The 25,976-nt window shown below is 70.3% G+C and carries 27 protein-coding genes and 1 pseudogene; 18 read left to right on the forward strand and 10 right to left on the reverse strand.

What is annotated here, in order from left to right; genetic code table 11:
- Window positions 1-216, reverse strand: a pseudogene (locus EK403_RS22265) (DUF6101 family protein); the annotation flags it as partial.
- Between the two features lie 275 nt (window positions 217-491).
- Between EK403_RS22265 and EK403_RS06790 the strand changes: the two are divergent.
- Together EK403_RS06790 and EK403_RS06795 are read left to right on the forward strand one after the other, a co-directional pair.
- Window positions 492-1,310: a 3'(2'),5'-bisphosphate nucleotidase CysQ gene (locus EK403_RS06790; protein WP_128776749.1), complete on the forward strand. Its 819-nt coding sequence runs from the start codon at window positions 492-494 to the stop codon at window positions 1,308-1,310.
- Window positions 1,307-1,546 carry a DUF4170 domain-containing protein gene (locus tag EK403_RS06795; protein ID WP_128776750.1) on the forward strand — a complete coding sequence of 80 codons (240 nt, stop codon included), beginning with the start codon at window positions 1,307-1,309 and terminating at the stop codon, window positions 1,544-1,546. Before EK403_RS06790 ends, EK403_RS06795 begins: the two co-directional genes overlap by 4 nt.
- A 16-nt stretch (window positions 1,547-1,562) precedes the next feature.
- On the opposite strand, the gene EK403_RS06800 is transcribed toward EK403_RS06795, so the two are convergent.
- The 3 genes from EK403_RS06800 to EK403_RS06810 all read right to left on the reverse strand — a co-directional run bounded on the left by EK403_RS06800 (window position 1,563) and on the right by EK403_RS06810 (window position 2,869).
- Window positions 1,563-1,775, reverse strand: coding sequence for a DUF2093 domain-containing protein (locus tag EK403_RS06800; protein ID WP_128776751.1), 213 nt, complete (start codon window positions 1,773-1,775; stop codon window positions 1,563-1,565).
- A gap of 63 nt (window positions 1,776-1,838) precedes the next feature.
- Window positions 1,839-2,489, reverse strand: coding sequence for a protein phosphatase CheZ (locus EK403_RS06805; RefSeq protein ID WP_128776752.1), 651 nt, complete (start codon window positions 2,487-2,489; stop codon window positions 1,839-1,841).
- Entirely contained in the window at window positions 2,486-2,869 is a 384-nt protein-coding gene (locus tag EK403_RS06810; RefSeq protein WP_128776753.1) for a response regulator, read from the reverse strand. Before EK403_RS06810 ends, EK403_RS06805 begins: the two co-directional genes overlap by 4 nt.
- 187 nt (window positions 2,870-3,056) lie before the next feature.
- Between EK403_RS06810 and EK403_RS06815 the strand changes: the two genes are divergently transcribed.
- The 9 genes from EK403_RS06815 (at window position 3,057) to EK403_RS06855 (ending at window position 13,513) form a co-directional block, all read left to right on the forward strand.
- On the forward strand, window positions 3,057-3,539 hold the full coding sequence (locus EK403_RS06815; protein ID WP_128776754.1) for a MaoC family dehydratase: 483 nt from the start codon (window positions 3,057-3,059) through the stop codon (window positions 3,537-3,539).
- A 502-nt stretch (window positions 3,540-4,041) separates the two neighbouring features.
- Window positions 4,042-5,001, forward strand: coding sequence for a bifunctional riboflavin kinase/FAD synthetase (locus EK403_RS06820; protein ID WP_164919524.1), 960 nt, complete (start codon window positions 4,042-4,044; stop codon window positions 4,999-5,001).
- A 139-nt stretch (window positions 5,002-5,140) separates the two neighbouring features.
- Window positions 5,141-5,563 (forward strand): hypothetical protein, encoded by a 423-nt coding sequence (locus tag EK403_RS06825; protein ID WP_128776755.1) that lies wholly within the window; start codon window positions 5,141-5,143, stop codon window positions 5,561-5,563.
- A gap of 90 nt (window positions 5,564-5,653) precedes the next feature.
- Entirely contained in the window at window positions 5,654-8,659 is a 3,006-nt protein-coding gene (ileS, locus tag EK403_RS06830) for an isoleucine--tRNA ligase (RefSeq protein WP_128776756.1), read from the forward strand.
- A 145-nt stretch (window positions 8,660-8,804) separates the two neighbouring features.
- Window positions 8,805-9,311 (forward strand): signal peptidase II, encoded by a 507-nt coding sequence (gene lspA, locus EK403_RS06835; protein ID WP_128776757.1) that lies wholly within the window; start codon window positions 8,805-8,807, stop codon window positions 9,309-9,311.
- 35 nt (window positions 9,312-9,346) lie between these two features.
- Window positions 9,347-9,982: a hypothetical protein gene (locus EK403_RS06840; RefSeq protein ID WP_128776758.1), complete on the forward strand. Its 636-nt coding sequence runs from the start codon at window positions 9,347-9,349 to the stop codon at window positions 9,980-9,982.
- Window positions 9,983-10,149: 167 nt separating this feature from the next.
- The gene (locus EK403_RS06845; protein WP_128776759.1) at window positions 10,150-11,514 is read left to right on the forward strand and encodes a M16 family metallopeptidase; all 1,365 of its coding nucleotides are present in this window, start codon (window positions 10,150-10,152) and stop codon (window positions 11,512-11,514) included.
- A gap of 49 nt (window positions 11,515-11,563) precedes the next feature.
- Window positions 11,564-12,931, forward strand: a complete 1,368-nt coding sequence (locus tag EK403_RS06850; protein WP_128776760.1) for a M16 family metallopeptidase — start codon at window positions 11,564-11,566, stop codon at window positions 12,929-12,931.
- 114 nt (window positions 12,932-13,045) lie between these two features.
- Window positions 13,046-13,513, forward strand: a complete 468-nt coding sequence (locus EK403_RS06855) for a PEGA domain-containing protein (protein ID WP_128776761.1) — start codon at window positions 13,046-13,048, stop codon at window positions 13,511-13,513.
- A 35-nt stretch (window positions 13,514-13,548) separates the two neighbouring features.
- On the opposite strand, the gene EK403_RS06860 is transcribed toward EK403_RS06855, so the two are convergent.
- A complete protein-coding gene (locus tag EK403_RS06860) occupies window positions 13,549-14,934 on the reverse strand; it encodes a GntP family permease (RefSeq protein WP_128776762.1) in 1,386 nt (461 codons plus the stop codon).
- Window positions 14,935-15,002: 68 nt separating this feature from the next.
- Window positions 15,003-15,587, reverse strand: coding sequence for a gluconokinase (locus EK403_RS06865; protein WP_245479553.1), 585 nt, complete (start codon window positions 15,585-15,587; stop codon window positions 15,003-15,005).
- 243 nt (window positions 15,588-15,830) lie between these two features.
- Here EK403_RS06865 and EK403_RS06870 point away from each other — a divergent pair, with 243 nt between their 5' ends.
- From EK403_RS06870 to EK403_RS06880, 3 genes are all read left to right on the forward strand, one after another.
- Window positions 15,831-16,133: a high-potential iron-sulfur protein gene (locus EK403_RS06870; RefSeq protein WP_128776763.1), complete on the forward strand. Its 303-nt coding sequence runs from the start codon at window positions 15,831-15,833 to the stop codon at window positions 16,131-16,133.
- 141 nt (window positions 16,134-16,274) lie between these two features.
- Window positions 16,275-18,098: a DNA mismatch repair endonuclease MutL gene (gene mutL / locus EK403_RS06875; protein WP_128776764.1), complete on the forward strand. Its 1,824-nt coding sequence runs from the start codon at window positions 16,275-16,277 to the stop codon at window positions 18,096-18,098.
- Window positions 18,095-19,390 carry a sensor domain-containing diguanylate cyclase gene (locus tag EK403_RS06880; RefSeq protein WP_128776765.1) on the forward strand — a complete coding sequence of 432 codons (1,296 nt, stop codon included), beginning with the start codon at window positions 18,095-18,097 and terminating at the stop codon, window positions 19,388-19,390. Before mutL ends, EK403_RS06880 begins: the two co-directional genes overlap by 4 nt.
- Before the next feature lie 55 nt (window positions 19,391-19,445).
- On the opposite strand, the gene rsmD is transcribed toward EK403_RS06880, so the two are convergent.
- Window positions 19,446-20,006 (reverse strand): 16S rRNA (guanine(966)-N(2))-methyltransferase RsmD, encoded by a 561-nt coding sequence (rsmD, locus tag EK403_RS06885; protein WP_128776766.1) that lies wholly within the window; start codon window positions 20,004-20,006, stop codon window positions 19,446-19,448.
- Window positions 19,987-21,921 (reverse strand): pseudouridine synthase, encoded by a 1,935-nt coding sequence (locus tag EK403_RS06890; protein ID WP_128776767.1) that lies wholly within the window; start codon window positions 21,919-21,921, stop codon window positions 19,987-19,989. The genes rsmD and EK403_RS06890 overlap by 20 nt, the downstream gene beginning before the upstream one ends.
- Before the next feature lie 62 nt (window positions 21,922-21,983).
- Between EK403_RS06890 and EK403_RS06895 the strand changes: the two genes are divergently transcribed.
- The 3 genes from EK403_RS06895 to EK403_RS06905 all read left to right on the forward strand — a co-directional run bounded on the left by EK403_RS06895 (window position 21,984) and on the right by EK403_RS06905 (window position 23,071).
- A complete protein-coding gene (locus tag EK403_RS06895; protein ID WP_128776768.1) occupies window positions 21,984-22,433 on the forward strand; it encodes a nucleoside deaminase in 450 nt (149 codons plus the stop codon).
- Between the two features lie 81 nt (window positions 22,434-22,514).
- On the forward strand, window positions 22,515-22,673 hold the full coding sequence (locus EK403_RS06900; RefSeq protein ID WP_128776769.1) for a YqaE/Pmp3 family membrane protein: 159 nt from the start codon (window positions 22,515-22,517) through the stop codon (window positions 22,671-22,673).
- Window positions 22,670-23,071, forward strand: a complete 402-nt coding sequence (locus EK403_RS06905) for a DUF4112 domain-containing protein (protein ID WP_128776770.1) — start codon at window positions 22,670-22,672, stop codon at window positions 23,069-23,071. Before EK403_RS06900 ends, EK403_RS06905 begins: the two co-directional genes overlap by 4 nt.
- An 8-nt stretch (window positions 23,072-23,079) precedes the next feature.
- Here EK403_RS06905 and EK403_RS06910 read toward each other — a convergent pair whose 3' ends face one another.
- Window positions 23,080-23,910, reverse strand: a complete 831-nt coding sequence (locus EK403_RS06910) for a patatin-like phospholipase family protein (RefSeq protein ID WP_128776771.1) — start codon at window positions 23,908-23,910, stop codon at window positions 23,080-23,082.
- Complete coding sequence (xseA, locus tag EK403_RS06915; RefSeq protein ID WP_128776772.1) at window positions 23,907-25,367, reverse strand: exodeoxyribonuclease VII large subunit; 1,461 nt, start codon at window positions 25,365-25,367, stop codon at window positions 23,907-23,909. The genes EK403_RS06910 and xseA overlap by 4 nt, the downstream gene beginning before the upstream one ends.
- Before the next feature lie 135 nt (window positions 25,368-25,502).
- Between xseA and EK403_RS06920 the strand changes: the two genes are divergently transcribed.
- On the forward strand, window positions 25,503-25,868 hold the full coding sequence (locus EK403_RS06920; RefSeq protein ID WP_128776773.1) for a plastocyanin/azurin family copper-binding protein: 366 nt from the start codon (window positions 25,503-25,505) through the stop codon (window positions 25,866-25,868).
- Window positions 25,869-25,976: the final 108 nt, after the last annotated feature.

The following is a 25,976-nucleotide window of genomic DNA, read 5'->3' on the forward strand; positions in this document are numbered from 1 at the left end:
CGAGAAGGCCGAGATCGGAACCGCGATCCGCATGGCGACGCTCCCCACCGTCCTGTCCACCACGACGCGCGATCGCTCCAGCGTCACGCCCCGCTCGCCGCCGTCCGCCTCGGCGTCGGGCGCCTTGAAGCGGAGCGGAAGCATTTTCGGGTCCAGCCGGTCGGCCGGCCCCGTTCCGGCGCGCGCCAGCGCGCCGGCTTCGGTCTGTCGTCCCACTGTCCTGTCTCCCTGAAGGCCCGATTGCTTCGGGCTCTTCGCTTGTCAGGGGACTATGACTGCGCGATCGCCGAAATCGGCTTAAGGGAACTGGTGAATCCTTGGTAAGACGCCGTTCGGAACGGCCACATCTCTCGCCATGCTGAAGAGGACCTTTCCGGAGAGGGTAAGAATGCGATGAACGCGCTTCGGCGCTTGCGCCGCCGCCCTCATGCCGACACTTTGGGGAGCGCTCATCGCGCCGATTTCCGACTCCCACGGATCCCAGGCTGAAAGTGTCCTCGACCGACGCGCCGATTGATCTCGAACGCCTTCTGTCCCGCCTCGACGCGATCGTCCGCGAGGCGGGCGAGATCGCGCTCGGCTATTTCCGCGGCGGAGCGGCGAAGCGCTGGAGCAAGCACGACGACAGCCCGGTGACCGAGGCCGACATCGCGGTCGACCGGTTCCTGGCCGAGCGCCTGCCGCCGCTCGTCGAAGGCTCCGCCTGGCTGTCGGAGGAGACGGCGGACACCACCGAGAGGCTGTCGCGGCGCCATGTCTGGATCGTCGACCCGATCGACGGCACCCGCGCCTTCATCGAGGGCCGGCCCGAATGGGTGGTCTCGGCGGCGCTCGTCGAGCACGGCGCGCCGGTGCTCGGCGTCGTGCATAACGCCTGCGAGGATGAGACCTTCGCGGGCGCGCGCGGCGCCGGGGCGTTCCGCAACGGCGCGCAGCTCAGGATGGACGACCTCGAGGGCCTGGCGGGCCTCAACATCGGCGGCCCGCAGTCGCTGTTGAGCTCGCTTGCGGCGCATGGGGTGGTGAAGGGCCAGTGGCGCTACGCGCTGGCCAACCGCCTGGTGCAGGTCGCAGGCGGCGGCCTCGACGCGGCGCTCGCCCGGCCGAACGCCCACGACTGGGACATCGCGGCCGCCCACGTGATTCTTGAAGAGGCCGGCGGCCGGCTGATCGGTTTCGACGGCGCCGTTCCGACCTACAACCGCGCCGGCACCCGGCATGGCGGCCTGATCGCCGCCGCGCCGGCGCGCGCCTCGGCCTTGATGGACGCGCTCGCGCATGAGCGCGCCGCACTGGAGACCCAGCAATGACCGACGTCGTCCCCAAGCAGTTGCTTCACCTCGTCTTCGGCGGCGAGCTCGAGGACGTCTCGGGGGTATCGTTCAAGGACATCGACAAGCTCGACGTCGTCGGCATCTTCCCGGATTATGCGAGCGCCCGCGCGGCCTGGAAGGCCAAGGCGCAGGCGACGGTCGACGACGCGCATATGCGCTATTTCGTCGTGCACCTGCATAGGCTGCTGGAGCCGGACGGCGCGACGCCCTGAGGGCGGCGCTGCGGCGTCACTCCTTGCCGAGCGCGCGGGCGAGCGCGGCTTCGGGCCCCGCATAGGGCTCCTGGCGCTCGACGCTCCAATAGCGCAGTTCCTCAAGCGGGATCGCGACGCCCGTGACCGCGCAGCGCACATAGGCGCCGGGCTTCAGCACGCGGAAATCGGCGTCGAGATAGCGCACCTGCGCCTCGCCGGACGACGGCGGTCGCTCGTAACGGTTCATTGGCCTGGAGCCTCCCGGTCGCCGAGCATATAGGCCCGACAGCCGGGAGGCGCAAAGGCGGAGTCACTTCGCCATGAGGGCGTCGATCTCGTTCTGGGCGATCGCCTCGCCCCTCGACTGCGGACCGTGCAGCAGAAGCTCGCGCGCGCGCCGCTCCCGGTCGGTCTCGGGCGCCTCGCCGCCGTTCTCAGTCCTGACCGCCGCCGCGAAGCGGCCGATGCGGGCCTCGACATGCTCGAGCGTCTCGACCACGCGGGCGATGCGCTGGCCGGTGAGATCCTGGAACGAGCAGGCCTCGAAGATCGACATGACCTTGTCGTTCACCAGCGCCTTGTAGGTCGCCTCGTCCTCGCCCTCCGCGGCGAGCATCGCCTCCGCGGCCTCCATGATCGCGTTGGTCGCTTCCTCGGTCGCGACCACGATGGCGCCGAGATGCTCGCCGGCCTTGGGCAGCCGGTCGGTCTTCAGCTCGCCGGCGTGCAGCGCGGCGATCTCCGAGCGCATGTTGGTGATGTATTCCGCGATCTCGCGCAGCTCGCGATAGATCGACTTGTCGATGGTGGCGAAGAACGCCTGCATCGATTCGGCCGTGATCTCGGCGAGCGCGACGACATCCCCGAAGGTCGCGTCCCCGGCTCTCCTGGCGTCGACATAGGCGCGAACCCTCTCGAAGGGCTGCTCCATGGCGTCCTTGCGATTTACTGACTGCGTCATGCTCCGAAGACCGCCTCGATCTTGGATTTCAGGGTCTGGGCGTTGAAGGGCTTGACGATGTAGTTGTTCACGCCCGCCTTCTTCGCCGCGATGACGTTCTCGGTCTTGGACTCGGCCGTGACCATAATGAACGGCGTGCGGTTCAGGCTGTCGTCGGCCCGCACTTCCTTCAAAAGCTCGATGCCGGTCATGGGCTCCATGTTCCAGTCGGAGATGACGAGCCCGTATTTCTTCTCACGCATCTTGCCGAGCGCGGCGGAACCGTCGCTGGCCTCGTCGACGTCCTCGAATCCGATCTGCTTGAGCAGGTTGCGGATGATCCGCAGCATCGTGCTGTAATCGTCCACGATCAGCACAGGGATCGTGTGGTCGAGCGCCATTGTCGCGGCTCCGTCGCGTGGGTCGATCGTCGCCGCGCGTCCTGCGCGGCTCAAGATGACGGAGCATCATCGAGGGGAATTGAGATTCCGTTTCCGTCGCCGCCGTCAGACAAAAGGCGCGTTGCGCCGCAGCGAAGCCGGAAGCAGAGTGCGGCCGCCAACCGCCCCCGAAAGACCGCGCCAGCAGATGACCGCCGCACTCGTGACGGACGACGACCCGCACCACCACGGCCCGCAGCTCGCGTTCGAGGATCTCGAGGTCGGCCAGTCCGCCGCCATCCGCCAGACGGTGACGAGCGACGACGTCAGGCGCTTCGCGCAGCTCACCGGCGACACCAACCCGATCCATCTGTCGGAGGCCTACGCGGCCAACACCCGATTCGGCGGCCGCATCGCGCACGGCCTCTACACCGCGAGCCTGATCTCCGCCGTGCTCGGCACCAAGCTGCCGGGACCTGGCGCGGTCTATCTCTCCCAGACCATCAAGTTCCGCGCGCCGGTCTTCATCGGCGACGAGGTGCTGGCGCAGGTCGAGATCACGGCGCTCGACCCGGGCCGCCAGCGCGCGACCTTCTTCTGCACCTGCACGGTGGGCGAGAAGGTGGTGCTCGACGGCGAGGCCCAGATCATGGTGCCGACGCGCGACGAGATCGAGGCCGAGCTCGCCTAATTGGCCCGGCGCGTTCCGGGAGACGTTGGCAACGGTGTCGGCTTGACCGAAGGACTGGCGGGCGTCGGCGTCGCACGGACCGAGGGAGGCGTGCCCCCGGCGTAAGGCGGCGGCGTTCCGGCGACGGTGGGGACCGTCGAGCCGGCCGTCCCCATCGGCGCGGCCGACGAATTTCCGCCGAGCGGCGCGGAGGACGAGCCGAGACTGGTCGGCGGCGACATCGGCGCCATGGTCCCGCCTGTTCCGGTCGACGACTGCGCGAACGCGCCGGCGGTCGGAATCACAAGCGCTGCGAGAAGCGCGGCTGCTGGACGGATCACGGCTGGTCCTCCCCTTCTGCGTCCGCCGGAGCGATCAGGGACTGAACGCCAGGCCGTTGGGATTCGATCCGAACCATGTCGGCGAAGCGCGCCTCGCAGCCTCATGCCGCCTTGACGGGCGGCTGCGGCGCGGGCCATCTCGCGCGGGCCAGACGCCGTCTCCCCGGACATCCGGACGCCGCTTGCCCGAAACCCTCCTGATCGATCCAAAGGACCTGCCTCCGGCTTTGCGCGACGGCCATGTGGTCGTGGGCAATTTCGACGGAGTGCATCGCGGCCACCAGTCGGTCGTGCGGCAGGCCGTCGAGCCCGCGCGCGCCGCCGGACGACCGGTCGTGGCGCTGACCTTCGAGCCCCACCCGCGGACCTTCTTCCAGCCTGACAGGCCGCTGTTCCGGCTGACGGGCCGCGACGAGAAGGCGCGCCAGCTCGTCCGCGCCGGCTGCGACGCCGTCGTGGTGCTGACTTTCGACAAGGCGCTCGCCGCGATCGAGGCCGAGGACTTCGTGTCGCACACGCTGGTCGAGCGGCTCGGCGCCCACGCCGTCGTGGTCGGCTGGGACTTCCATTTCGGCCGCGGCCGCGCCGGCTCCCCCGCCTTCCTCGCGGAGGCCGGGCCGCGCCACGGGCTCTATGTCGACGTGGCCCCGCCTTACGGCGGCGCGACGCCCGTCTCCTCGAGCGCGATCCGCGACCTCCTCGCCGAGGGCGACGTCGCGAAGGCCGGCCGCCTGCTCGGCCGGCGATGGATCGTCGAGGGCCAAGTCGCGCATGGCGACAAGCGGGGCCGCGACCTCGGCTACCCGACCGCCAACATTCGGCTCGCCCCGGAAACCCGCCTCGCCTTCGGGATCTATGCCGTGCGCGCCCTGGTCGGCGACCGGATCGTCGGCGGCGCGGCAAGCTACGGCCGACGGCCGCAATTCGACGACGGCGCCCCGCTGTTCGAGGTCTTCCTGTTCGATTTCTCGGGCGACCTCTATGGCCAGGCGCTGCGGATCGAGCTCGTCGCTCATCTCCGGCCGGAGCTGAAGTTCGGGAGCGTCCCCGAACTCGTCGAGCAGATGGGCCGCGACGTCGAAACCGCCCGCGCCGCGATCGCCGCGCCAGAGGACCCGCTCGCCCCGAGCGCGCTGGTCTGATCCCATGCGAAACGGCCTTACTGCGCTGGCTTTGTTCGCCTTACCGCTCGCTTCGGCGCTTGGAGCGGAAATAAGCGCAACCGAAATCGCGGAGATGGAGCGCATTTGCGGGGCCGCCGGACCAGTGCCCCAGGGCCAGATGAGCAACAGCCGCAGGCTCAATTCTGATGATCGAGATTACAGGCTGTCGAAGCTCATCGCCGAGCCGCTCCCGGGATGGAAGCCGAAATCAGAGAAGGTGGAGGCGTTCTCCTCGGACACGGTGGGTTGCGGGCTCTCGGCGGTCCGTCTCTTCGACACTGGCCGAGGTGACCTCTCCTTCGCCGTCTCTCTTGTCGCCTCGCCAATCGCCGCAGGCATGGCGCAGTCTCTGAACGCCGCGCCCGGCCGGCGTATAAAGTTCGACGGCCGCTCCATCCTTATCGACGACATGGGAACCATGACTCTGCCGCTCGGGCGAATAATGGTCACGGTCTGGGGGCCAGCTCCGGAGGAAGACAAGCGGGCGCTGCTCGAGATTCTGGACTTCAGAGCGATCGAGCGGGCGTCGGCGCCGCAATAGCGTACGGCCAGACGACGCAGAGTTCGCGGGCGGCTTGCATGGCCGCCCTGCCCTGCTACACCGCTCCCGCCGACGAACCGGACGCTAAAAATGCCCTCCGACGCCCCCGCGACCGCACGCGACTATTCCGAAACGCTGTTCCTGCCGCAGACGGAGTTTCCGATGCGCGCCGGCCTGCCGCAGCGCGAGCCGGAGTTTCTGGCGCGCTGGGCGCGGATCGGACTCTACGAGAAGCTGCGCGAGACCTCGGCGGGACGGAAGAAATACGTCCTGCATGACGGACCGCCCTACGCCAACGGCCACCTCCACATCGGCCACGCACTCAACAAGGTCCTCAAGGACGTCGTGGTGCGCTCGCGCCAGATGGCGGGCTTCGACTCGAACTATGTGCCGGGCTGGGACTGCCACGGCCTGCCGATCGAGTGGAAGGTCGAGGAGGGCTATCGCGCCAAGGGCAAGAACAAGGACGAGGTGCCGGTCATCGAATTCCGCAAGGAATGCCGGGACTACGCCCAGCACTGGATCGGCGTGCAGTCGGAAGAATTCCAGCGGCTCGGCGTGACGGGCGACTGGGCCGATCCCTACACCACGATGAAGTTCTCGGCCGAGGCGCAGATCGCCCGCGAGATCATGGACTTCGCGCGCTCGGGCCAGCTCTATCGCGGCTCGAAGCCGGTGATGTGGAGCGTCGTGGAGAAGACCGCGCTCGCGGAAGCCGAGATTGAGTACCACGAGTTCCTGAGCGACACGGTGTTCGTGGCGTTTCCGCTCAAAGATGTCGTCATCGGAAGAACCGAGACTTTTCCGGACGCAAAGCGCGGAGAGACGTCAGCGCGGACTAGGCGATCGATCGATCCGGAACTCGAAAGCGCTTCCGTGGTCATTTGGACCACAACTCCTTGGACCCTGCCCGGCAACCGCGCGGTGGCCTATTCTCCGAAGATCGCCTATGGCCTCTACGAGGTTACAGAGGCCCCGGAGGACAACTGGGCGAAGGTCGGGGCACGCTACTTGCTCGCCAACGCGCTCGCCGAGGGCGTGTTCAAGGCCGCTAGGGTCGTGGGCAAGAAGCTCCGTGACGTCGCCGCGGTTGATCTCAAGGACGCAGTCGCCGCCCATCCTCTCGCCTCTCTCGGCTACGGCTTCGACGTCCCCCTCCTCCCTGGCGACCACGTCACCGACGACGCCGGCACGGGCTTCGTGCACACCGCTCCGAGCCACGGCCGCGAGGACTTCGAGCTCTGGATGGACCACCGCGCGGAGCTCGACGCGCGCGGCATCGGATCGAAGATCCCCTATCCGGTCGACGCCGACGGCCGCTACACCAAGGACGCCCCCGGTTTCGAGGGCCGCTCCGTCATCACCGATGCGGGCGAAAAGGGCGACGCCAACGCCGCCGTCATCGAGGCGCTGATCGCGGCCGGCCGGCTGGTCGCCCGCGGAAAGCTCCGCCACCAGTATCCGCATTCCTGGCGGTCCAAGAAGCCGGTGATCTTCCGCAACACGCCGCAGTGGTTCATCCATATGGACCGCGACATCGACGGTCCGGCCGATACGCTCCGGAACCGTGCGCTGAAGGCGATCGACGACACGCGGTTCTTCCCCGCGCAAGGGCGCAACCGCATCCGCGGCATGATCGAGACGCGGCCCGACTGGGTGGTGTCGCGCCAGCGCGCCTGGGGCGTGCCGATCTGCGTGTTCTTCCACAAGAAGACCGGCGAACTGCTGGCCGACGACCGGGTCGACCGGCGCATCGCCGAGGCCTTTGAGGCGGAGGGCGCGGACGCCTGGTTCGCGGACGCCGGCGGCCGCTTCCTCGGCAACGACTATTCGCTCGACGACTACGAGAAGGTCGCGGACATCCTCGACGTCTGGTTCGATTCCGGCTCGACCCACGCCTATGTGCTCGACCGCCGGCCCGACCTTATGCCGAAGCGTCGTGTCGACGGGGGCGAGGACGAGGTGCTCTATCTCGAGGGCTCCGACCAGCATCGCGGCTGGTTCCACTCCTCTCTGCTCGAAAGCTGCGGCACCCGCGGCCGCGCGCCCTACGACGCCGTGCTGACCCACGGCTTCGTGCTCGACGAGCAGGGGCGCAAGATGTCGAAATCGCTCGGCAACGTCGTCGCGCCGCAGGACGTCATCAGGCAATCGGGCGCCGACATCCTGCGGCTCTGGGTCGTGATGTCGGACTATGAGGACGACCTCAGGATCGGACCGGAGATCCTGAAGACCACCACCGACGCCTATCGCAAGCTCCGCAACACGCTGCGCTGGATGCTGGGCTCGCTCGCGCATTTCCGGGCGGGCGACACCGTGTCCTTCGCCGAGATGCCGGAGCTCGAGCGCGCCATGCTGCACCGGCTCGCCGAGGTCGATTCCGAGATCGGCCAGGCCTACGAGGCGTTCGACTTCAAGCGCGGCTTCGCGGCGCTGTTCACCTTCCTCACCAACGACCTGTCGGCCTTCTATTTCGACGTCCGCAAGGACGCGCTCTATTGCGACCCGGCCTCGTCGGTGACGCGCCGCGCCTGCCTCACTGTGGTTGATCGCCTGTTCCGAACGCTGGTCACGCGGCTCGCGCCTCTGTTGCCCTTCACGGCGGAGGAGACCTGGCTGTCGCGCTTCCCGGGCGACGACGCGTCCGTCCATCTCGAGCTGTTCTCGCTCGCCGACCCCGAATGGCTGGACGAGGCGCTCGCGGCGAAGTGGGAGAAGGTCCGGCGCGTGCGCCGCGTCGTCACCGGCGCGCTGGAGATCGAGCGGGCCGCGAAGCGCATCGGCTCCTCGCTCGAGGCGGCGCCGGTCGTCCACGTGACCGACCCGGAGCTGTTCGCGGCGCTCGACGGCGTCGACCTCGCCGAGGTCGCGATCACCAGCGCGGTCACGATCGCGCGCGACGAGGCGCCGGCCGACGCCTTCCGCCTGCCCGAGGTGGCGGGCGTCGCGGTGGTTCCCGCACGGGCCGAGGGCCGCAAATGCGCCCGCTCCTGGAAAGTGACGACCGACGTGGGCGCCGACCGCGACTATCCCGACGTGACGCCCCGCGACGCCCAGGCGCTGAGGGAATGGGAAGCGGCGCGGGTCGCGGCGTGACGCAAGAGGCGCGACGCCGCTGTCCCCCTCTCCCGCTTGCGGGAGAGGGTAAGGGTGAGGGTCTGTCCAGCGTAGCGATCCGTTTTGACGCCCCCTCGCCCCAACCCTCTCCCGCAAGCGGGAGAGGGGGCGGAGTCGTGGCGCCGTGACCCTCGCGCGCACCGCCCGCCTGTCCTTCACGATCGCCCTCGCGGTCTTCGTCCTCGATCAGGCGATCAAGCTCTGGGCGCTGTTTCCCTTCGACCTCGGCTCGAAGGGCCGCGTGCCGGTGCTGCCGGTCTTCGACCTCGTGTTGATCTGGAACACCGGAGTGTCCTACGGGCTGCTCCAGCAGGACTCGGAATTCGGCCGCTGGGCGCTGGTCGCGCTCCATGTCGTCGCCTCGATCGCGATCGCGGTCTGGATCGCCCGTGAGCATCAGGCGGTCTCCTCGGTCGGCCTCGCGCTGATCCTCGGCGGGGCGGTCGGCAACGGGCTCGACCGCATCCTGCACGGCGCGGTCGTGGACTACGCGCTGCTGCATTGGGGCGACGTCACCTGGTATGTGTTCAATCTGGCCGACGCGGCGATCGTTGCGGGCGTCCTCCTGCTTCTGTATGGTGCGCTCCGCGGCGCGACCGGGGAGGGCCAAGGCCCGGACCGGATCGCCTGAAGCCGCCGTCAAGCGCCCTCAGGAGCAGCTGACCCATGCGCCAGATCACGACGCGCCAGATTACGACCCGCCTCGCCTCCGCGGCGATCGCGCTCGCAGCCTCCGCCGCGCCGGCGCTCGCCCAGGACGACATCGGCTCGAACCCGATCACGGAATTGTTCGACTCCTTCGGCCTCGGCACCAAGGAGAAGCCCGACATCGAATATCGCGAGCGCGCGCCGCTGGTGCCGCCATCCTCGACCGCCGCCCTGCCCGCCCCGCAGGCCAAGACCTCGGCGCGCGACGCGCAATGGCCGACCGACCCTGACGTCGTCGCGCGCGAAGAGCGCAAGCGGCAGAACGACAAGGTCATGACCGAGACCTATTCATACCAGATGGACCGCTCGCCGCGCGTCGATCCGGACGAGCTCGGCAACCGGCGCGTCCGCGGCGCGAGCGTCGCGCGGACCGGGACGGACGCGACCCAGGGCGACAACAAGATCATCCGCGCCGAGCCCGACGAACTCGCCGGGCGCTCGATCCGCGACCCGCAGGCGGAGGCCGGCGCGTCCTCCGCGGTGACGCGCGGCCGGCTCACCGATCCGCCCGTCGGATACATGCAGGGCACCGGCGTGACCGCCCAGGCCCCGACCGAAGAGAAGGGTTTCTTCGGCAAGCTGTTCGGCAAATGATCGGCGGGCGTTCGGCCTGACGCCTTCGTGACGGCGCGCTTGCATGCGCGCCGGAAAGGCGCGCCTATATGCCGTGCTCGATGGACGACCACGCACCGCAGCCGAGCCGCCGGGCCCGCATGGCCGTCTTCGCGGCGCTTTGCGCGATTGGAGGATACTCAACCGTCATGGCGATTTCGACGCCCGCCGGCGCGACCGCGAGCCTGAGCCCTTCGTCCGCGCCGGAGACGAGCCGGGCGACCGGACCCGAGGTCTCGACCTTCACGCTGGACAACGGACTCGAGGTCGTGGTCATCCCGGACCGGCGCAGTCCGGTCGTGACCCACATGATCTGGTACAAGGCGGGCTCGGCCGACGAGACGCCGGGCGTCTCGGGCATCGCGCATTTCCTTGAGCATCTGATGTTCAAGGGCACCGAGAAGAACCCGGAAGGCGCGTTCAGCCACGCGGTCGCCGAGCTCGGCGGTCAGGAGAACGCCTTCACGTCCTACGACTACACCTCCTATTTCCAGCGCGTCGCGCGCGAGCACCTCAAGACCGTGATGGATTTCGAGGCCGACCGCATGACCGGGCTCCGGCTCACCGACGAGGTCGTGAACCCCGAGCGCGACGTGGTTCTGGAGGAGCGGCGCTCGCGCGTCGACGGCGACCCGTCGAGCCAGCTCGGCGAGGCGATCGCGGCCTCGCTCTACGTGAACCATCCCTACGGCACGCCGATCATCGGCTGGGAGCACGAAATCGAGAAGCTCGACCGCCACGACGCGATCGCCTTCTACGAGCGCTTCTACACGCCGAACAACGCGATCCTCGTGGTGGCGGGCGACGTGTCCCCGCAGGAGGTCCGGGAGGCTGCGCAGGCGACCTACGGCAAGGTCGCGCGCCGCGCCGATCCGGGCTCCCGCGCCCGGCCGCGCGAGCCCGAGCCGCGCGCCGCGCGCCGCGTCGCGCTCTCCGATCCGCGGGTGACCCAGCCTTCCGTGCAGCGCAGCTACCTCGCGCCGTCCTACGAGACCGCTAAGGGCGAGCGCGCCTATGCGCTCGACCTGCTGGCCCAGATTCTCGGCGGCGGCACCACCAGCACGCTCTACAAGGCGCTCGTGGTCGAGAAGGGAATCGCCGCCAACGCCGGCGCCTGGTACCAGGGCGACGCGCTCGACGACGGCCGCTTCGCGATCTACGCGACGCCGCGCGGCGGCGCGACGCTCGCCGAACTCGAGATCGCGATCGACAAGGAGATCGCCCGGATCGCCGCCGACGGCCCGGCCGCGGCCGAGCTCGAACGCGCCAAGACCCGGCTGGTCGCCGACACGATCTATGCCCAGGACAGCCAGGCGACGCTCGCCCGCATCTATGGCGCGTCGCTCGCGACCGGCGGCACCGTCGCCGAGGTGCAGGAATGGCCGGACCGCATCCGCGCGGTCACGGCCGACGCAGTGCGCGACGCCGCCCGCGAGACGCTCGACAAGCGCCGGTCGGTGACGGGCGAACTCCTGACCGCGCCCGGAGGCGAGCGGGCGTCCGCCGCTCGCTGAACCCCGCCGCCCCGACCGGGCCCCGCGCATGAGGATTCTTCTCGCAGCCATGACCGCCGCCGCAACCGCGCTCGCCACTCCCGCCCACACGACCCAGATCGACCGCGTGACGACGCCGCGCGGCGCCGAGGCATGGCTGGTGGAGGAGACGACCGTGCCGGTGATCGCGGTCGAGATCGCGTTCCGCGGCGGCTCGGCTCAGGACCCCGAGGACCGGCCCGGCCTCGTCAATCTCATGGCGACGCTGCTCGACGAGGGCGCGGGCGACATGAACGCCGACATCTTCCAGGAGACGCTCGAGGAGAAGGCGATCGAGCTCTCCTTCTCTTCGAACCGCGACGCGGTGACGGCGAGCCTTCGCACGCTGCCCGAGAATCTCGACGAGGCGTTCCGCCTGCTCGGGACGGCGCTGGCCGCGCCGCGCTTCGATCATGACGCCGTCGAGCGCATGAAGAGCCAGCTCTCAGCCCAGATCCGGCGCAACGCGCTCGACCCCGACGACCTCGCCGGCCGAACCTTCTTCGCCGAGGCGTTTCCGGGCCACGCTTACGGGCGCCCGCCGCGCGGGACTGTCGAGAGCCTCGGCGCCGCCACGCACGACGACCTCGTCGCGGCCCACAAGCGTCTGATCGCGCGCGACAATGTGGTGATCGGGGCGGTCGGCGCCATTTCGGCCGAACGGCTCGCAAACCTCGTGGACGGACTCCTCGCGGGACTACCCGAAAAGGCTGGCCTGACGCCGGTCTCGACGGTCGCGCCGGAAGGCGCGGGCCGCACCGAGATCGTGACGCTCGACGTGCCGCAGACCGCAATCGTGTTCGGCCGGCCCGGGCCGTTGCGCAACGCCGACGACTTCATCCCCGCCTATGTGGTGAACCACATCCTCGGCGGCGGCTCATTCTCGTCCCGCCTGTTCAACGAGGTGCGCGAGAAGCGCGGCCTCGCCTATTCGGTCTATAGCTATCTGTCGCCTTACGACCATGCGGGCCTGCTGCTCGGCGGCGTCGCGACCCGCAACGACCGCGCGGGCCAGTCGATCGAGCTCATCCGCGCGGAGATCCGCCGGATCGCCGAGGACGGTCCGACCCAGAAGGAGCTCGAGAGCGCCAAGAAATACCTGGTCGGCTCATACGCGCTGCGCTTCGACACCTCGACCAAGATCGCGAATCAGCTCGTCCAGCTGCAGCTCGACGATCTCGGGATCGACTATGTCGCGAAGCGCAACGCGCTGGTTCAGGCCGTGACGATGGACGAGGTGAAGGCCGCGGCGAGGGCGTTGCTCGGCGATGGCGACCTGCTGGTGGTCGCGGTCGGCCAGCCCACGGGGCTCGACGGCGCGCGGGTCAGGCCGGCGCCGGGGACGGCCGAGGCGAAGCTCGTTCCGGACCCGACCGCGGCGGGCTCACACGCGCGCTGAGGCCCTCGGGCCGCGAGTCTCGGATCATAAGTAATCATACGAATACCGACCCGCTGGCCTCACGGGTAGTGAGGCGCCCGCGCACCGTTGAGATGTGTGCAGGGGATTTCCATCATGCGGATTCTGTTGGTCGCGGCCATGGGCTGCGCGCTCGTCGGTTGCGCCTCGATCACAAGGGGGACGACCAGTCAGGTCACCATCGAAACGACGCCTCCAGGAGCCGCCGTCCGCACCTCGATGAACCACACCTGCGTCAGTCCCTGCACCCTCACGGTTGGCCGGAAGGACGAGTTCGTCGTCACCGCCTCGATGCCCGGCTATCGGGAGGCCTCGATGCCGGTGAAGACCAGGGTCGCGGGCTCCGGCGCCGCGGGCTTCGCGGGCAACATCCTCGCCGGAGGCCTGATCGGCATGGGCGTGGACGCCTCGACTGGAGCGACCCTCGAACATTATCCGAGCCCGGTCGCGTTTACGATGGAGCCGGCTGCGCCGGCGAAACTGACGCCGCCGCGGCGCGGCGCGAAGCCCAAGGCGCTGGCGTTCAAGCCCGAAGCCAAGACCGCTTCGGCCCCGCGCTCCTGACAGAGTGGACGACGCTGACGCGTCGTCCACTTTCCTCACAGCGCCACGAAGATCAGCCCCGCCAGCGCGAAGCCCATTAGGCTGATCAGCGTCTCGAGCACCGTCCAGGTCTTGAGCGTCGTCCTGACGTCCATGTCGAAAAACCGGCCGACCAGCCAGAAGCCGGAATCGTTGACATGACTTGCGACCACCGAGCCCGCCGCGAGCGCGAGCACGATCGCGGCGCGGTCGGTCCCCTCGTAGCCTGCCGCAGCGACGGCGGGCTGCACGAGGCCTGCAGCCGTGATCAGCGCGACGGTCGCGGAGCCCTGCGCGACGCGCAGGGCCGCGGCGATCACGTAAGCGGCGACGAAGATGTGCATGCCGAGGTCGTTCAGCGCCTGGCTGAGCGCCGCGCCGATGCCGCTCTCGCGCAGCACGCCGCCGAACATGCCGCCCGCGCCCGTGATCAGCGTGATGGCGCAGATCGGCCCGAGCGCTCCGTCCAGCAGTTTCTCGACCGCGCCGAGGTCGCGGCCGCGCCGGGCGCCGAGCACATAGGTTCCGACCAGCACCGCCACGAGCAGCGCGATCGGCGTCTGGCCGAGGCCACGGGCCACCTGGAACCACTGCGCCTTGCGGTCGAACACGCCGGCCGCCGCAAGGAAGTCGAGGCCCGTGTTCACGAAGATGATCGCGAGGGGCAGCAGCAGGAGCAGGATGACGGTCGAGGATTTGGGCGGATTGGGGTCATGCTCGGCCTGCGGGCCGCCGCTCAGGATCTCCGGGACCTTGACCTCGATACGCTTGCCGATCCACAGGCCGAACAGATAGCTCGTCACATACCAGGTCGGGATCGCGATCAGCAGACCGAGAATCGTGACGAGCCCGATGTCGGACTTCAGCAGTTCCGTCGCGGCCACCGGCCCAGGATGCGGCGGCACGAAGACGTGCATGACCGAGAAGGCGCCGGCGGCCGGAATGCCGTAGCGCAGCAGCCCGCCGCCGAGCCGCTTCGCCACCGAGAAGATGATCGGCAGCATCACCACCAGGCCGGCGTCGAAGAAGATCGGGAAACCGAAGATCAGCGACGCGACGCCGAGCGCAAAGGGCGCGCGCTTCTCGCCGAAGGTCTTGATGAGGTCGTCGGCGAGCGCCTGCGCGCCGCCTGAGACCTCGACCAATCGGCCGAGCATCGCCCCGAGGCCGACCAGCAGCGCGACGGTGCCGAGCGTCGTGCCGAAGCCGTCGATCAGCGTCTTCACCACCTTCTCGGGCGGGATGCCGGCCGCGAAGGCGGTGACGAGGCTGACCAAAATGAGCGCCAGGAAGGCGTGCATCCGGAAGCGCATGATCAGCACGAGCAGCGCCGCGATGGCGCAGGCCGCGATCAGCAGCAGCGGTCCGGCTCCAAGAGCGGGCGCGGCGGCGGCTGGCGTCATGGGGATCTCCTATCGCGACGCCCTTGAACGGCGCGTCTTGGCGGGACCTGGAGGCGTGGGACGCAGGATCAAGGACGGCCGGCGGAGGCGGTCGGAACAGGAGCGGCGGCCTGGGAGGAGTCGGACTTGAGCGGCGAGAGTTCGAGCGCCGCGAGCGCGGCCGCGAGCGTCTCCTCCGGCGTGCCGGAGACGTCGACCTTGACGCCGTCCTCGTCGTCTTCGAGCTCCTCGAGCGCCGCAAATTGCGAGGCGAGCAGCGAGACCGGCATGTAATGGCCCTGTCGCTTCGCCATCCTCGCCTCGACGAGGGCGGGCGACGCCACCAGCTCGAGGAAGCGCACCCGGGCGTCGGCCTCCCGCAGCACGTCGCGATAGCGACGCTTCAGGGCCGAGCAGGTGATAACCGCATCGCGACCGGCATGCGCCTTGCCAGTCACCCAGTCGCGGATCAGCGCGAGCCATGGGGCGCGGTCGTCGTCGTCGAGCGGGATTCCCGTCGACATCTTGTCGATGTTCGCCGTGGGATGAAACTTGTCGGCCTCGGCGAAGCTCCAGCCGAGCCGGTCGGCGAGCCCTTCGGCGATTGTGGTCTTGCCGACCCCGGATGGCCCCATGACGACGATGCATGCGCGTGCGGCGACGTCGCGGGCCATCCTCATGTTCCTCTCTTGCACGGTGACGTTCGGCGCCCCGCTTTGTTTGCGCGGCGCGAGCCGCGGCGCCTGAGGCAACCTCTTTCCGCCGCGCCGATCAAGCGCGAATGCGTCGGCAGCTCGCGGAGGGCCGTCCCGTCGCCCGGCCGAGCCACGTCTTTAGAATTAGAATCATTGAAAAACAAAAGCGTGATCCTAGCGTTCTCTGGGCCGGCCGCTTAGCCGGCGGAGGAGACCAGAACCATGAGGAAGACCCCCGAAGACGCGTCCAAGGAACAGAAGACGACACTCGAGACTCGAGCCGTTTCGCGCCGGCTCGTGCTCGGCGGCGCCGCGATGGCGGGCATGGGCGCGATCTGTCTGACCGCGACGCGCGCGGCGGCGCAGTCGAAGCAAAAGCAGGCGGACGTGCAGTACCAATCCTCGCCGAAGGACGGGCAGAAATGCAGCGGCTGCGCGCTGTTCCAGCCGCCGAACGCCTGCGCGGGCGTCGAAGGCGAGATCAGCCCCGAAGGCTGGTGCTCGATCTTCTCGCCGAAGGCGTGATCGCGGGACTCCGCGCCGGTTTCGGCGGCCGACGCGGAGCCTCCCGACGATTTCCGGTGGACGCCGCCGCCCGTTCTCCTGCGGCGGCGCGCCGACATGCTAGATTTCGCCCCATCCTAGAACCGTTCGTCCCGTCCGCCGATGCCCGTCCGCCTGCTGTCCGACGTCGTCGCCAACCGCATCGCCGCCGGCGAGGTGGTGGAGCGGCCCGCCTCCGTGGTGAAGGAGCTCGCCGAGAACGCGCTCGACGCCGGAGCGCGCCGGATCGAGATCGTGCTGGAGGGCGGCGGCGCCCGGCTGATCCGCGTCGTCGACGACGGCTGCGGCATGGACCGCGACGATCTTGAGCTTGCGGTCGAGCGCTTCGCGACCTCGAAGATCTTGTCCGACGACGATCTCGCTTGCGTCGCCACCATGGGCTTCCGCGGCGAGGCGCTGCCCTCGATCGGCGCGATCGCGCGGCTCGCCATCGCGACCCGCGCCGTCGGCGCGCCGCATGGCTGGCGGCTCTCGGTCGACGGCGGCGCAAAGGGCGTAGCCGAGCCGGCGGCGCTCAGCCAGGGCACGCGGATCGAAGTGCGAGACCTATTCTTCGCCACGCCCGCCCGCGCGAAGTTCCTGAAATCCGAGCGCGCCGAGGCGCAGGCCTGCGCCGAGATCGTCCGTCGCCTCGCGCTTGCGAGCCCGACGGTCGACTGGACGCTGGTGGTGGAGGACCGGACGCTGCGCTTCCCCGCGGTCGCCGACGAACCAGTCGGTCGCGCGGAGCGCTTGGCGCAGGTCCTCGGCGCCGAGACCGCCGGCGCCGTGGTCGCGGTCGAAGGCGCGCGGGAGCGGGCGCGGCTCAGCGGCCATATCGGGCTCGGGCATCTCCACCGCGCGACCGCCGGCGCGATCTATCTGTCGGTCAACGGCCGTCCGGTGCGCGACCGGCTGCTGGTCGGCGCGCTGAGGGCCGCCTATCAGGACGTGATGCCGCGCGATCGGCACCCGGTCGCTGCGCTCGACGTCCGAGTCGCTGTCGGCGAGGTCGACGTCAATGTCCATCCCGCCAAGGCAGAGGTGCGCTTCCGCGACCCGGCGCTGATCCGCGCTTTGCTGGTCTCCACGGTAAGAGCCGCGCTCGGCGAGGCCGGCGCGCGGCCCTATGCGGCGGGCGGCGCGGAGATCGCGCGCTTCGCGGCGCGCGGCACGCCCTTTCCGCACGCCGCCGCCCACAGGCCGATGGCGGGCCATGCGGCCTCGACGCGCTGGGGCGCGGCCGCGCCGGGGCGCGGCTTCGCCGAGCCCGCCCAGGCGGCGTTCTCCGCCGACCTGCTTGAGCTTCCGCCGGCCGCCAACGTCGCCCGCGCCGAGGGCGCGACGGCGGACGGCGTCCTCGACCGGCCGCTGGGCGCCGCCAAGGCGCATCTTCACGCGACCTATGTGCTGGCCGAGACGCGCGACGGCGTCGTGCTGGTCGACGCCCACGCCGCGCATGAGCGGCTCACTTATGAGGAGCTCAAGCGCCTGCGGGCCCGTTCCGGCGTGCCGCGGCAGGAGCTTCTGGTCCCCGACGTCGTCGATCTCGACCCCGCGGACGCCGAACGGGTGCTCGCGGCCGCCGACGAGCTCGAGGCGCTCGGACTCGCGGTCGAGGCCTTTGGCCCAGGCGCGCTGCTGGTGCGCGCGACGCCCGCGCCGCTCGGCCCCTGCGACTCCGCGGCGCTCGTCCGCGACCTCGCCGAGACGCTCGCCGACGGCGCGGCCGAGAGCGCGCCCTTCGCGCGCCGCCTCGACCTCATCCTCGCGACCATGGCCTGCCACGGCTCGGTGCGGGCCGGGCGGCGGCTGAAGCCGGAGGAGATGAACGCCCTGCTCCGCGCCATCGAGGCGGAGCCCGCCGCCTCGACGTGCAATCATGGCCGCCCGACCTTCGTGAAGCTCTCGACCGCCGACCTCGAGAAGCTGTTCGGGCGGCGGTGACCAGGACGCCCGATCTCGGGCCGCTCGTCGCGGTCCGCCACCCCGTCGCGATCGTCGCTTTCGCGGACACGACGCGCATCGCGCTCAATCCGGCCGCGGCGCGCCTGTTCGGCGCTCCCTTCCACGCGGGCGCCGACAAGGCGCTCGACGCTCTTATCGGGTCGGCCGCGGCGGACAAGCTCGAGGCCTTTCTGCGGGAGCTGCCGAGACACGGCGTCGGCGCTTCCATCCGCTTGTTCTGCGAGGCTCCGGCCGGCGAGCGGTCGGTCTTCGTCGACGTGGAGCGCATGCCGGGCTCCCCGGGCGCCTTCCTGCTGACCTTACAGCCGCAGAACGAAAGCTCCCTCGGCGTCCATGCGCTCGCGCAGGCGCAGGCGACCCTGAACGCGCTTCCGGTCGGCATCGAGCTTTATGACAGCAATTTCAACGCGCTGTTCTACAACAAGAAATCCGACGAGCTCTTCGACTATTCCGAACGCGCCGTGGCGCATCATGACGACTGGTGGGAGCTCGCCTTTCCCGACCATGCGCGCCGGGTCGCAGCGCGTGAGGAGTGGGTCCGGATCACCGGCGAGGCCGCCCGCGACCCCGGCCGGGCCCATATGGCGGAGTGGGAGGTGATGTGCCGCGACGGCGAGGCCCGCACCATCCAGTTCTACTATCGGCGGGCTGATCAGGGCTTCTCGCTCGTGCTCTGGGACGTGACCGGCCAGCGCCGGCTCGAGCGTGAGCTGCGCGAGATCGCCGGCACCGACAGCCTGACTGGCGTCGCCAACCGCAGGAGCTTCTTCGAGCGCGGCCGCGCGCTGCTGGCCGAGGACGCCCGCGCCGAGGAATTGACCGTGCTCATGCTCGACATCGACCACTTCAAGGCGGTCAATGACGGCTTCGGCCATGCGTTCGGCGACGAGGTGCTGGCGACCGTCGCGCGGCGGGCGGGGAGCGTGCTTCGCAAGAACGACTTCATGGCGCGGATGGGCGGCGAAGAGTTCGCGGTCCTGCTTCCCGGAACCGGGTCGCGACAGGCGATCGCGATCGCGGAACGGTTGCGGCGGGCCGTCGTCCATCAGCCTGTCACGGCGGAGGGCGCCTCGCTCGCGGTGACCGTCAGCGTCGGGTCCGCCAGCCGCCTGCCCGGAGAGACTGAGATCGATCCGATGATCGCCCGCGCGGACGAGGCGCTCTACGCCGCGAAGGCCGAGGGCCGAAACCGCGTGGTCGCGGCCGAGACGATGCTGTCCCGGCCATCACGCTCCCGTCGCGCCCCGGATGACGACCCCGTCGCCAGTTGATCCGTTCGGCCGCCCTGAACCTCAACGGACCGTTGGCCCGCCGGTCGCCCGCACGTCATCCGGCCCTGAGAAACGCGATCTTCGTGTCGCCATAGGCGCGGGTCTCGAGCGCTTCGAAGCCTTCGGGCACGGCGGTCTCCGCTTCCGTCGCTTCCTCCCAGACGACAAGCGCGCCCGACTTCAGCCAGCCGCCGCCGCGCGCCGATGCGAGCGCCTGTTCGCCGAGGCCCTTACCGTAGGGCGGATCGGCGAAGACGAGGTCGAAGGGGCCTTGCGCGATCACGGGGCCGAGCCGGGTCGCGTCGCGGCGGAAGATCTTGGTCTGGCCGCCGAGGCCGACCGCCTCGACATTGGCCCTGAGGCAGGCGCGCGCCTCGGCGCCGTCGTCGACGAACAGCGCGAAGCGTGCGCCGCGCGACATCGCCTCGATGCCGAGCGCGCCGGTGCCGGCGAACAGGTCGAGGACGCGCGCGCCGTCGACCACGTCGCCATAGGCGTGCGCCAGCACGTTGAACACGGCCTCGCGCAGCCGGTCGCTCGTCGGGCGGATGGCGCGCGAATCCGCCGACGGGCCTTTCAGCGGACGTCCCTTGAACCTACCGCCGACGATCCGCACCGCCCGGCCGTCCCTTCCCGCCGCCGCCTGGGCCGCGAGGCTTCGGCCCGCCTCCTCCCGGAAGGCGCGGCTTGCCTCCCGGCGAGCGCGGCTTGCCGGGTCCGCCCGGCCGGCCGCCAGGGCGTCCGCCCGGAGCGCCCGAAGGCCGGTCGCCGCGCGGCGCGTCGGCGCGCGGCGCGCGGCGCGCTCCGGCGCGGTCCGGACGATCTCCACGAGGCCTTTCGGTCCTCGGGCCGTCTGCTCTCAGCCGATCTCCGCCTGGCCTGTCGCTCCTGGCTCCGGCGCCGCTCGGTCTGTCGGAACGTGGGCGGTCGCCATCCCGGCGCGGCCGCGGCGGGCGGTCGCCAAAAGGCCGGCCGCCCTCCGGACGGGCGCGCTGCGGGCGATCGCCGTCGCGCGGCGGGCGGGCGGGGCGTTCGCCCTCGCGACTGGCCGGCGCGTCGTCGCGCCAGCGCGGCGCAGACGTGCGGGGCTTCGGCGATGAGGGCCGTTCGGGACGCGCGCCGAAAGGCCGGTCGCCGGTGGGCCTTTGGGGCCAGTCGCTTCGAGGCGGCCGGTCTCCCGACGCAGTCTTGGGCGGCCGGTCGCCATAGGGCGCGCGTGCGGGCCGCTCGCCGCGTCCTGCGCCCTCGCGCGGAGGACCGCGCCGCTCGGCGGCCTCGCCGTCCCGACGCGGCGGCCGCGCGCTTCCGGCGCCCGCGCGCCGTGGCGGACGGGCGTCTCGCGCGGCGGGACGATCTCCCGCGCGCGGCGGGCGCGCCGGGCGTCCGGCGGCGCCGAAACGCTCGGCTGCTCCGTCGTCGCGGCGGCGCACGCGCTTCGGCGCGGCCTCCGGGTCGGCGTGCGACACTTTTTCGACCTTGACCGAACGCCCGCGTCGATCGGCGACCGGGGCCGCGCGGCGCGTACGGACCGCGGGCGCCTCGCCGCCCTCGGCGGACGGCGGCGGGGCCATGTCGCGCGGCCGGGCGATCGGCGCGCGGCGGCCGACGCGCTGCGAGGGATCGGTCAGGCGCGAGCGCTCGGGCGCGGCCTGCGGCCGCCCGCCGCCGCGCCCGCCGGTCTTGCGCGGGGCCGTCTCGCCGAGATCGGTCGCCGGCCCTTCGAAATCGCAGCCCGCCTCATCCGTGAGCCGCTTGCCGAGCTGCTCGACAAGCGTCCGCGTGCGCACCTCCTCGATGCCGCCTTCCGGCAGCGAGCCGAGCTGGAACGGCCCGAACGAGATGCGGATCAGCCGGTTCACGCCGAGGCCGAGATGTTCGGCGACCCGCTTCACCTCGCGGTTCTTGCCTTCGCGGAGCCCGAAGCGCAGCCAGACATTGTCGTTCTGCTGGCGTTCGATCTCGGCGTCGATCGCGCCATAGGCGAAGCCGTCGATCGTGACGCCGTCCTTCAGCGCCGCGAGCGCTTCCGGCGTGGTCCGGCCGAAGGCGCGCACGCGGTAGCGGCGCAGCCACCCGGTCTCGGGCAGCTCCAGCACACGCGCGAGCCCGCCGTCATTGGTGAGCAGCAGCAGCCCCTCGGTGTTGATGTCGAGCCGGCCGACCGTCATCACGCGGGGGAGCTCCGGAGGCAGGATCGAGAACACCGTCTCGCGGCCTTCCGGGTCGTGGGTCGTGGTCACGTAGCCGCGCGGCTTGTGGTAGAGCCAGAGCCGCGTGCGCTCACGCGCCGGGAGCGGCCGGCCGTCGACCTCGACGCGATCGCCAGGCAGGACGTTGACGGCCGCAGTCGCAACGGTCTCGCCATTGACCGCAACGCGGCCTTCGCCGATCCACACTTCAGCCTCGCGGCGCGAGCCGAGGCCGGCGCGCGCGATCGCCTTGGCGAGGCGCTCGCCGGGGCGGCTTCGCGGGGGTTCGGACGCCGCAGCCGTGGCAGGCGGCGCGCCGGATGGATCTTCCGGTTCGGTCATGACGGGAGCGCGAGTAGCATGGCGGGACGAACTTGACGAGCCGGGAAACGACCCCCTCGCCGATGGATCGCGCTCTCGACGAGGCGCGCGCCGCCGCGGCGCGCGGCGAGACCCCCGTCGGCGCAGTGGTGACGCGCGACGGCGTGGTGCTGGCCGCGGCCGGCAACCGCACGCGGGAGCTCGCCGATCCGACGGCTCACGCCGAACTGCTCGTGATCCGGGAGGCCTGCGCGGCGCTCAAATCCGAGCGGCTCGTCGGCTGCGACCTTTGGGTCACGCTCGAGCCCTGCCCGATGTGCGCGGCCGCCATTTCCTTCGCCCGAATCCGCAGGCTCTATTTCGGCGCCGAGGACTCGAAGGGCGGCGCCGTGACCTCGGGCGTGCGGCTGTTCGGCCAGCCGACATGCCATCACGCGCCGGAAGTCTATGCGGGCTTCGCGGAGACCGAGTCGGCCGAAATGCTGCGCGAGTTCTTCCGGGCGCGCCGCGGCGACACCATATCGAGGGCCTGAACGAAAGCCCCGGGCTTTGCGTTCAGTCTTTGCGCGGAAGGACTTGCACCGCGTTGGGGCCGACCACGAGGTGACGTTCGCATGGACATCGTCCGCATCCTCATCGCCATCCTGCTGCCGCCGCTCGGCGTGTTCCTGCAGGTCGGCCTTGGGCTGCAGTTCTGGCTCAACATCCTGCTGACGATCCTGGGCTACATCCCGGGCATCATTCACGCGCTCTGGGTGATCCTGCGCAAATGACGACGCAAACCGCCGCCGGCTTCGCCGGACGCATGCCGAAACACGGCCGTGAAGCGAGCAGCCACGAGGAGACGCTCCAGCATCTCGAGCGGCTCGCGGACCTGCTCGACTCGCGCTGGCGCATCCCCGGCACCAATTGGCGCTTCGGCGTCGACGCCGTCGCGGCGATCGTGCCGGTCGGCGGCAGCCTCGCGACCGCCGCGGCCTCGGCCTACATGGTCAAGCGCGCCCACGACCTCGGCGCGCCCGGCCATCTGCTCGCCCGCATGGTCGGCAATGTCGCGTTCGACGCCGTGGTGGGCTCGATCCCCGTGGTTGGGCCGGTCTTCGACTTCGCCGTGAAGGCGAACCGTCGGAACGTCCGGCTGCTGAGGCGACATTTCGACCGGAAAAGATAGGCCGTCTCTCAGTCTTGCATCAGCCGCTCGATCGCACGCTTGGTCTCGTCCTTAGCGGACTCGCTCGCGCGGAGCGCCGGCCCCGTTTTGAAGAAGTCGAGCAGGGTGACGCCGTCGACCCTCGGCCGGATCAGGGCGTCCGGCCCCCTCGCCGCGACTTTTCCAGCGACGATCGCGGCCTGCATGATCTGGGTTGCGCCCAGCATGGTCTCGAACACGTTCGGGAACCCCTTGGTCGACGTCACCGGCCCGCCCGTGACGTCGACAGCGAGAGTCGCGTCGACCGCGTCTCCGAAGACGTCGAACGGCAGGGGGTTGATCATCGCCCCATCGATGAGGGTGCGTCCATCATGGAGCACGGGCCGGAAAAGCCCCGGAATGGCCGAGGACGAGGCGATGGCGGGAACGAGCGGACCTTTGCGGAAGACCACCTGAGCGCGGCCGAAGAAGTCGGTCGCCACGGCGCTGAATGGGATCTGCAATTGCTCGAAGTCCTGCGGCACGTCGTCGGGCAGGAAGAGCGGGACCAGGATCTCGGCGTCGAGCAGGATCGGGTTTCGCGATCCGGCCCCGAACATGTCGGCCAAGCGTCCGACCCGCGCTTTGAGGAGCTTTCCCACCACGTCCGCGCGGCGGTCGAGGACCCGGGTCGTGTGGTCCAGCAACTCGCGGGCCGACAGGCCGGCGGCGAAGCCAGCGCCGTAGAGGGAGCCGATCGAGCAACCCGCGATCGCGGCGGGCCGCGCGCCGAGCTCGTCGAACGCCGCCAGCGCGTGGAGGTGGGCGAGCCCGCGCGCACCCCCGCCCCCGAGTGCGAGACCGATGCGCCGCTCGGTCACTCGAACAGGTCTTCCTGGGCCGTGGCCTCCGGTTTTCGCTTTGGCGCGCGGCGCTCCGCGCTTCGCGCCGCCCCGCCGGAGACGGCCGGGGCCTCGCCGTCGGCGAAGATCAGCGTCAGCGCCTGGCCGGCGCTGAGTTCGCTCGCCCGTCTGACCAGCGCGCCGTCCGCGTCCTTGACCAGCGCGTAACCGCGCTCGAGCACGCCCTCGTGGCTGAGCGATCGCAGCACGCTCCAGACCGCCTCGAGCCGTGTCCTACGCCGGTCCTCGGCCGCGTGGAAGGCGCGGTCGAGGCGCGCGCCGAGCCCGGCGCTCCGCTCGCGCTCGCCGACGAGGCGGCGCGCAAGCGCGACGGGCGACAGTTGCGCGGACGCCGCCGCGAGCCGCGCCCGATGACGGCCGGCGTTGGTGGCGAGCGCCGGGGCGAGCCGGGCCGCGGCGTGGTCGAGCCGCTGGCGCGGAACCTGGACCAGCGTCTCGAGCCGTGGCAGCGCGCGCGCCGCCGAGCGGAGCTCGACCCGCCGCGCCTCGAGGCCACGCAGCGTCGAGGCGCGCAGCCGCGCGCCTCGCTCGGCGGTCGCGGCCATCAGCTCCGCGCGCACCGGCACGGCCATTTCGGCGGCCGCCGTCGGCGTCGGCGCGCGGCGGTCGGCGGCGAAATCGATCAGCGTCGTGTCGGTCTCGTGGCCAACGGCCGAAATCAGCGGGATCGCGCTTCCAGCCGCCGCCCGCACCACGATCTCCTCGTTGAAGCTCCAGAGGTCCTCGAGGCTGCCTCCGCCGCGCGCGACGATCAGCACGTCGGGCCGCGGGATCGCTCCGCCGGGCGCAAGCGCGTTGAAGCCGCGGATCGCGGCCGAGACCTCCGCCGCCGCCGTCTCGCCCTGCACGCGGACCGGCCAGACCAGCACGCGCCGCGGGAAGCGGTCGGCGAGCCTGTGCAGGATGTCGCGGATCACCGCCCCGGTCGGAGAGGTCACGACCCCGATCACCTCGGGCAGGAAGGGCAGCGGACGCTTGCGGACGTCGTCGAACAGGCCCTCGGCCGCGAGCCGCTTGCGGCGCTCCTCGAGCTGGGCGAGCAGCGCGCCGACGCCCGCGGGCTCCAGCGCGTCGACGACGATCTGGTAGGCGGATTTGTTCGGATAGGTGGTGAGGCGGCCGGTCGCCGTCACCTCCATGCCCTCCTCGGGCCGGAACTTCAGCTTCTGGAAGGTCGCCCGCCAGACCACGGCGTCGATCTTCGCGCCCTCGTCCTTCAGGCAGAAATAGGCGTGGCCGGAAGAATGCGGGCCGCGATAGCCGGAGATCTCGCCGCGCACCCGCACATAGCCGAACGTGTCCTCGACCGTGCGCTTGAGCGACTGGGAGAGTTCGGAGACCGAGACTTCCGGCGCGTTGGACAGAGCGCGCGCGGCGCCCGCCTTTCCGTTCGTCTCGACGTCGTTTCGCTGCATGCCGCGGGCCATACCTTCCAGAGATCCTCTCTTACGCCGCTTCGCCCGGGGGCGCGACCTGTGGTTCCGCGGCGGAACCCTTGCCTCGCGCGCTCGTTGTGAATTGAGAGAAAATCGCCGAAAAGGAGGCATCCCATGCGCGCCATCTTCGCCGCAGCAGCCGCCGTCGCCGCGATCCCGCTCGCGGCCGCCGACGCGTCCCCCATCGAGATCATCAAGGGCCCGCCCCCGGCAGACGCGCCGGAGGTGAAGATCGAAGCGACCCAGTTCTCGACGCCCGAAATCCGCGTGAAGGCGGGATCGGCGGTCAAATGGGTCAACGCAGACGGCGCGACTCATAATGTCCATTTCCGCCGCGGCCCCGCAAAGGGCGCCCCCAACGCGCAGGGGCCAACGCTCAATTCCGGCGACGCCTACGTCGTGAAATTCTCGCAGGCCGGACAGTACGAGTATATCGACACCCTCCACTCCACCATGAAGGGCAAGGTCATAGTCGAATGAGGAAGTTCCGGCTCTCGTCGCTTTATATCGATTAAGGCTTGGAACTCATCGAAATAAAGACTCGTCACTTTTCTGAAATGACCTGAGGCCTCGGCTTGCCCGACGGTC

This window comes from Hansschlegelia zhihuaiae, assembly GCF_004103825.1.
GTDB lineage: Bacteria > Pseudomonadota > Alphaproteobacteria > Rhizobiales > Methylopilaceae > Methylopila > Methylopila zhihuaiae.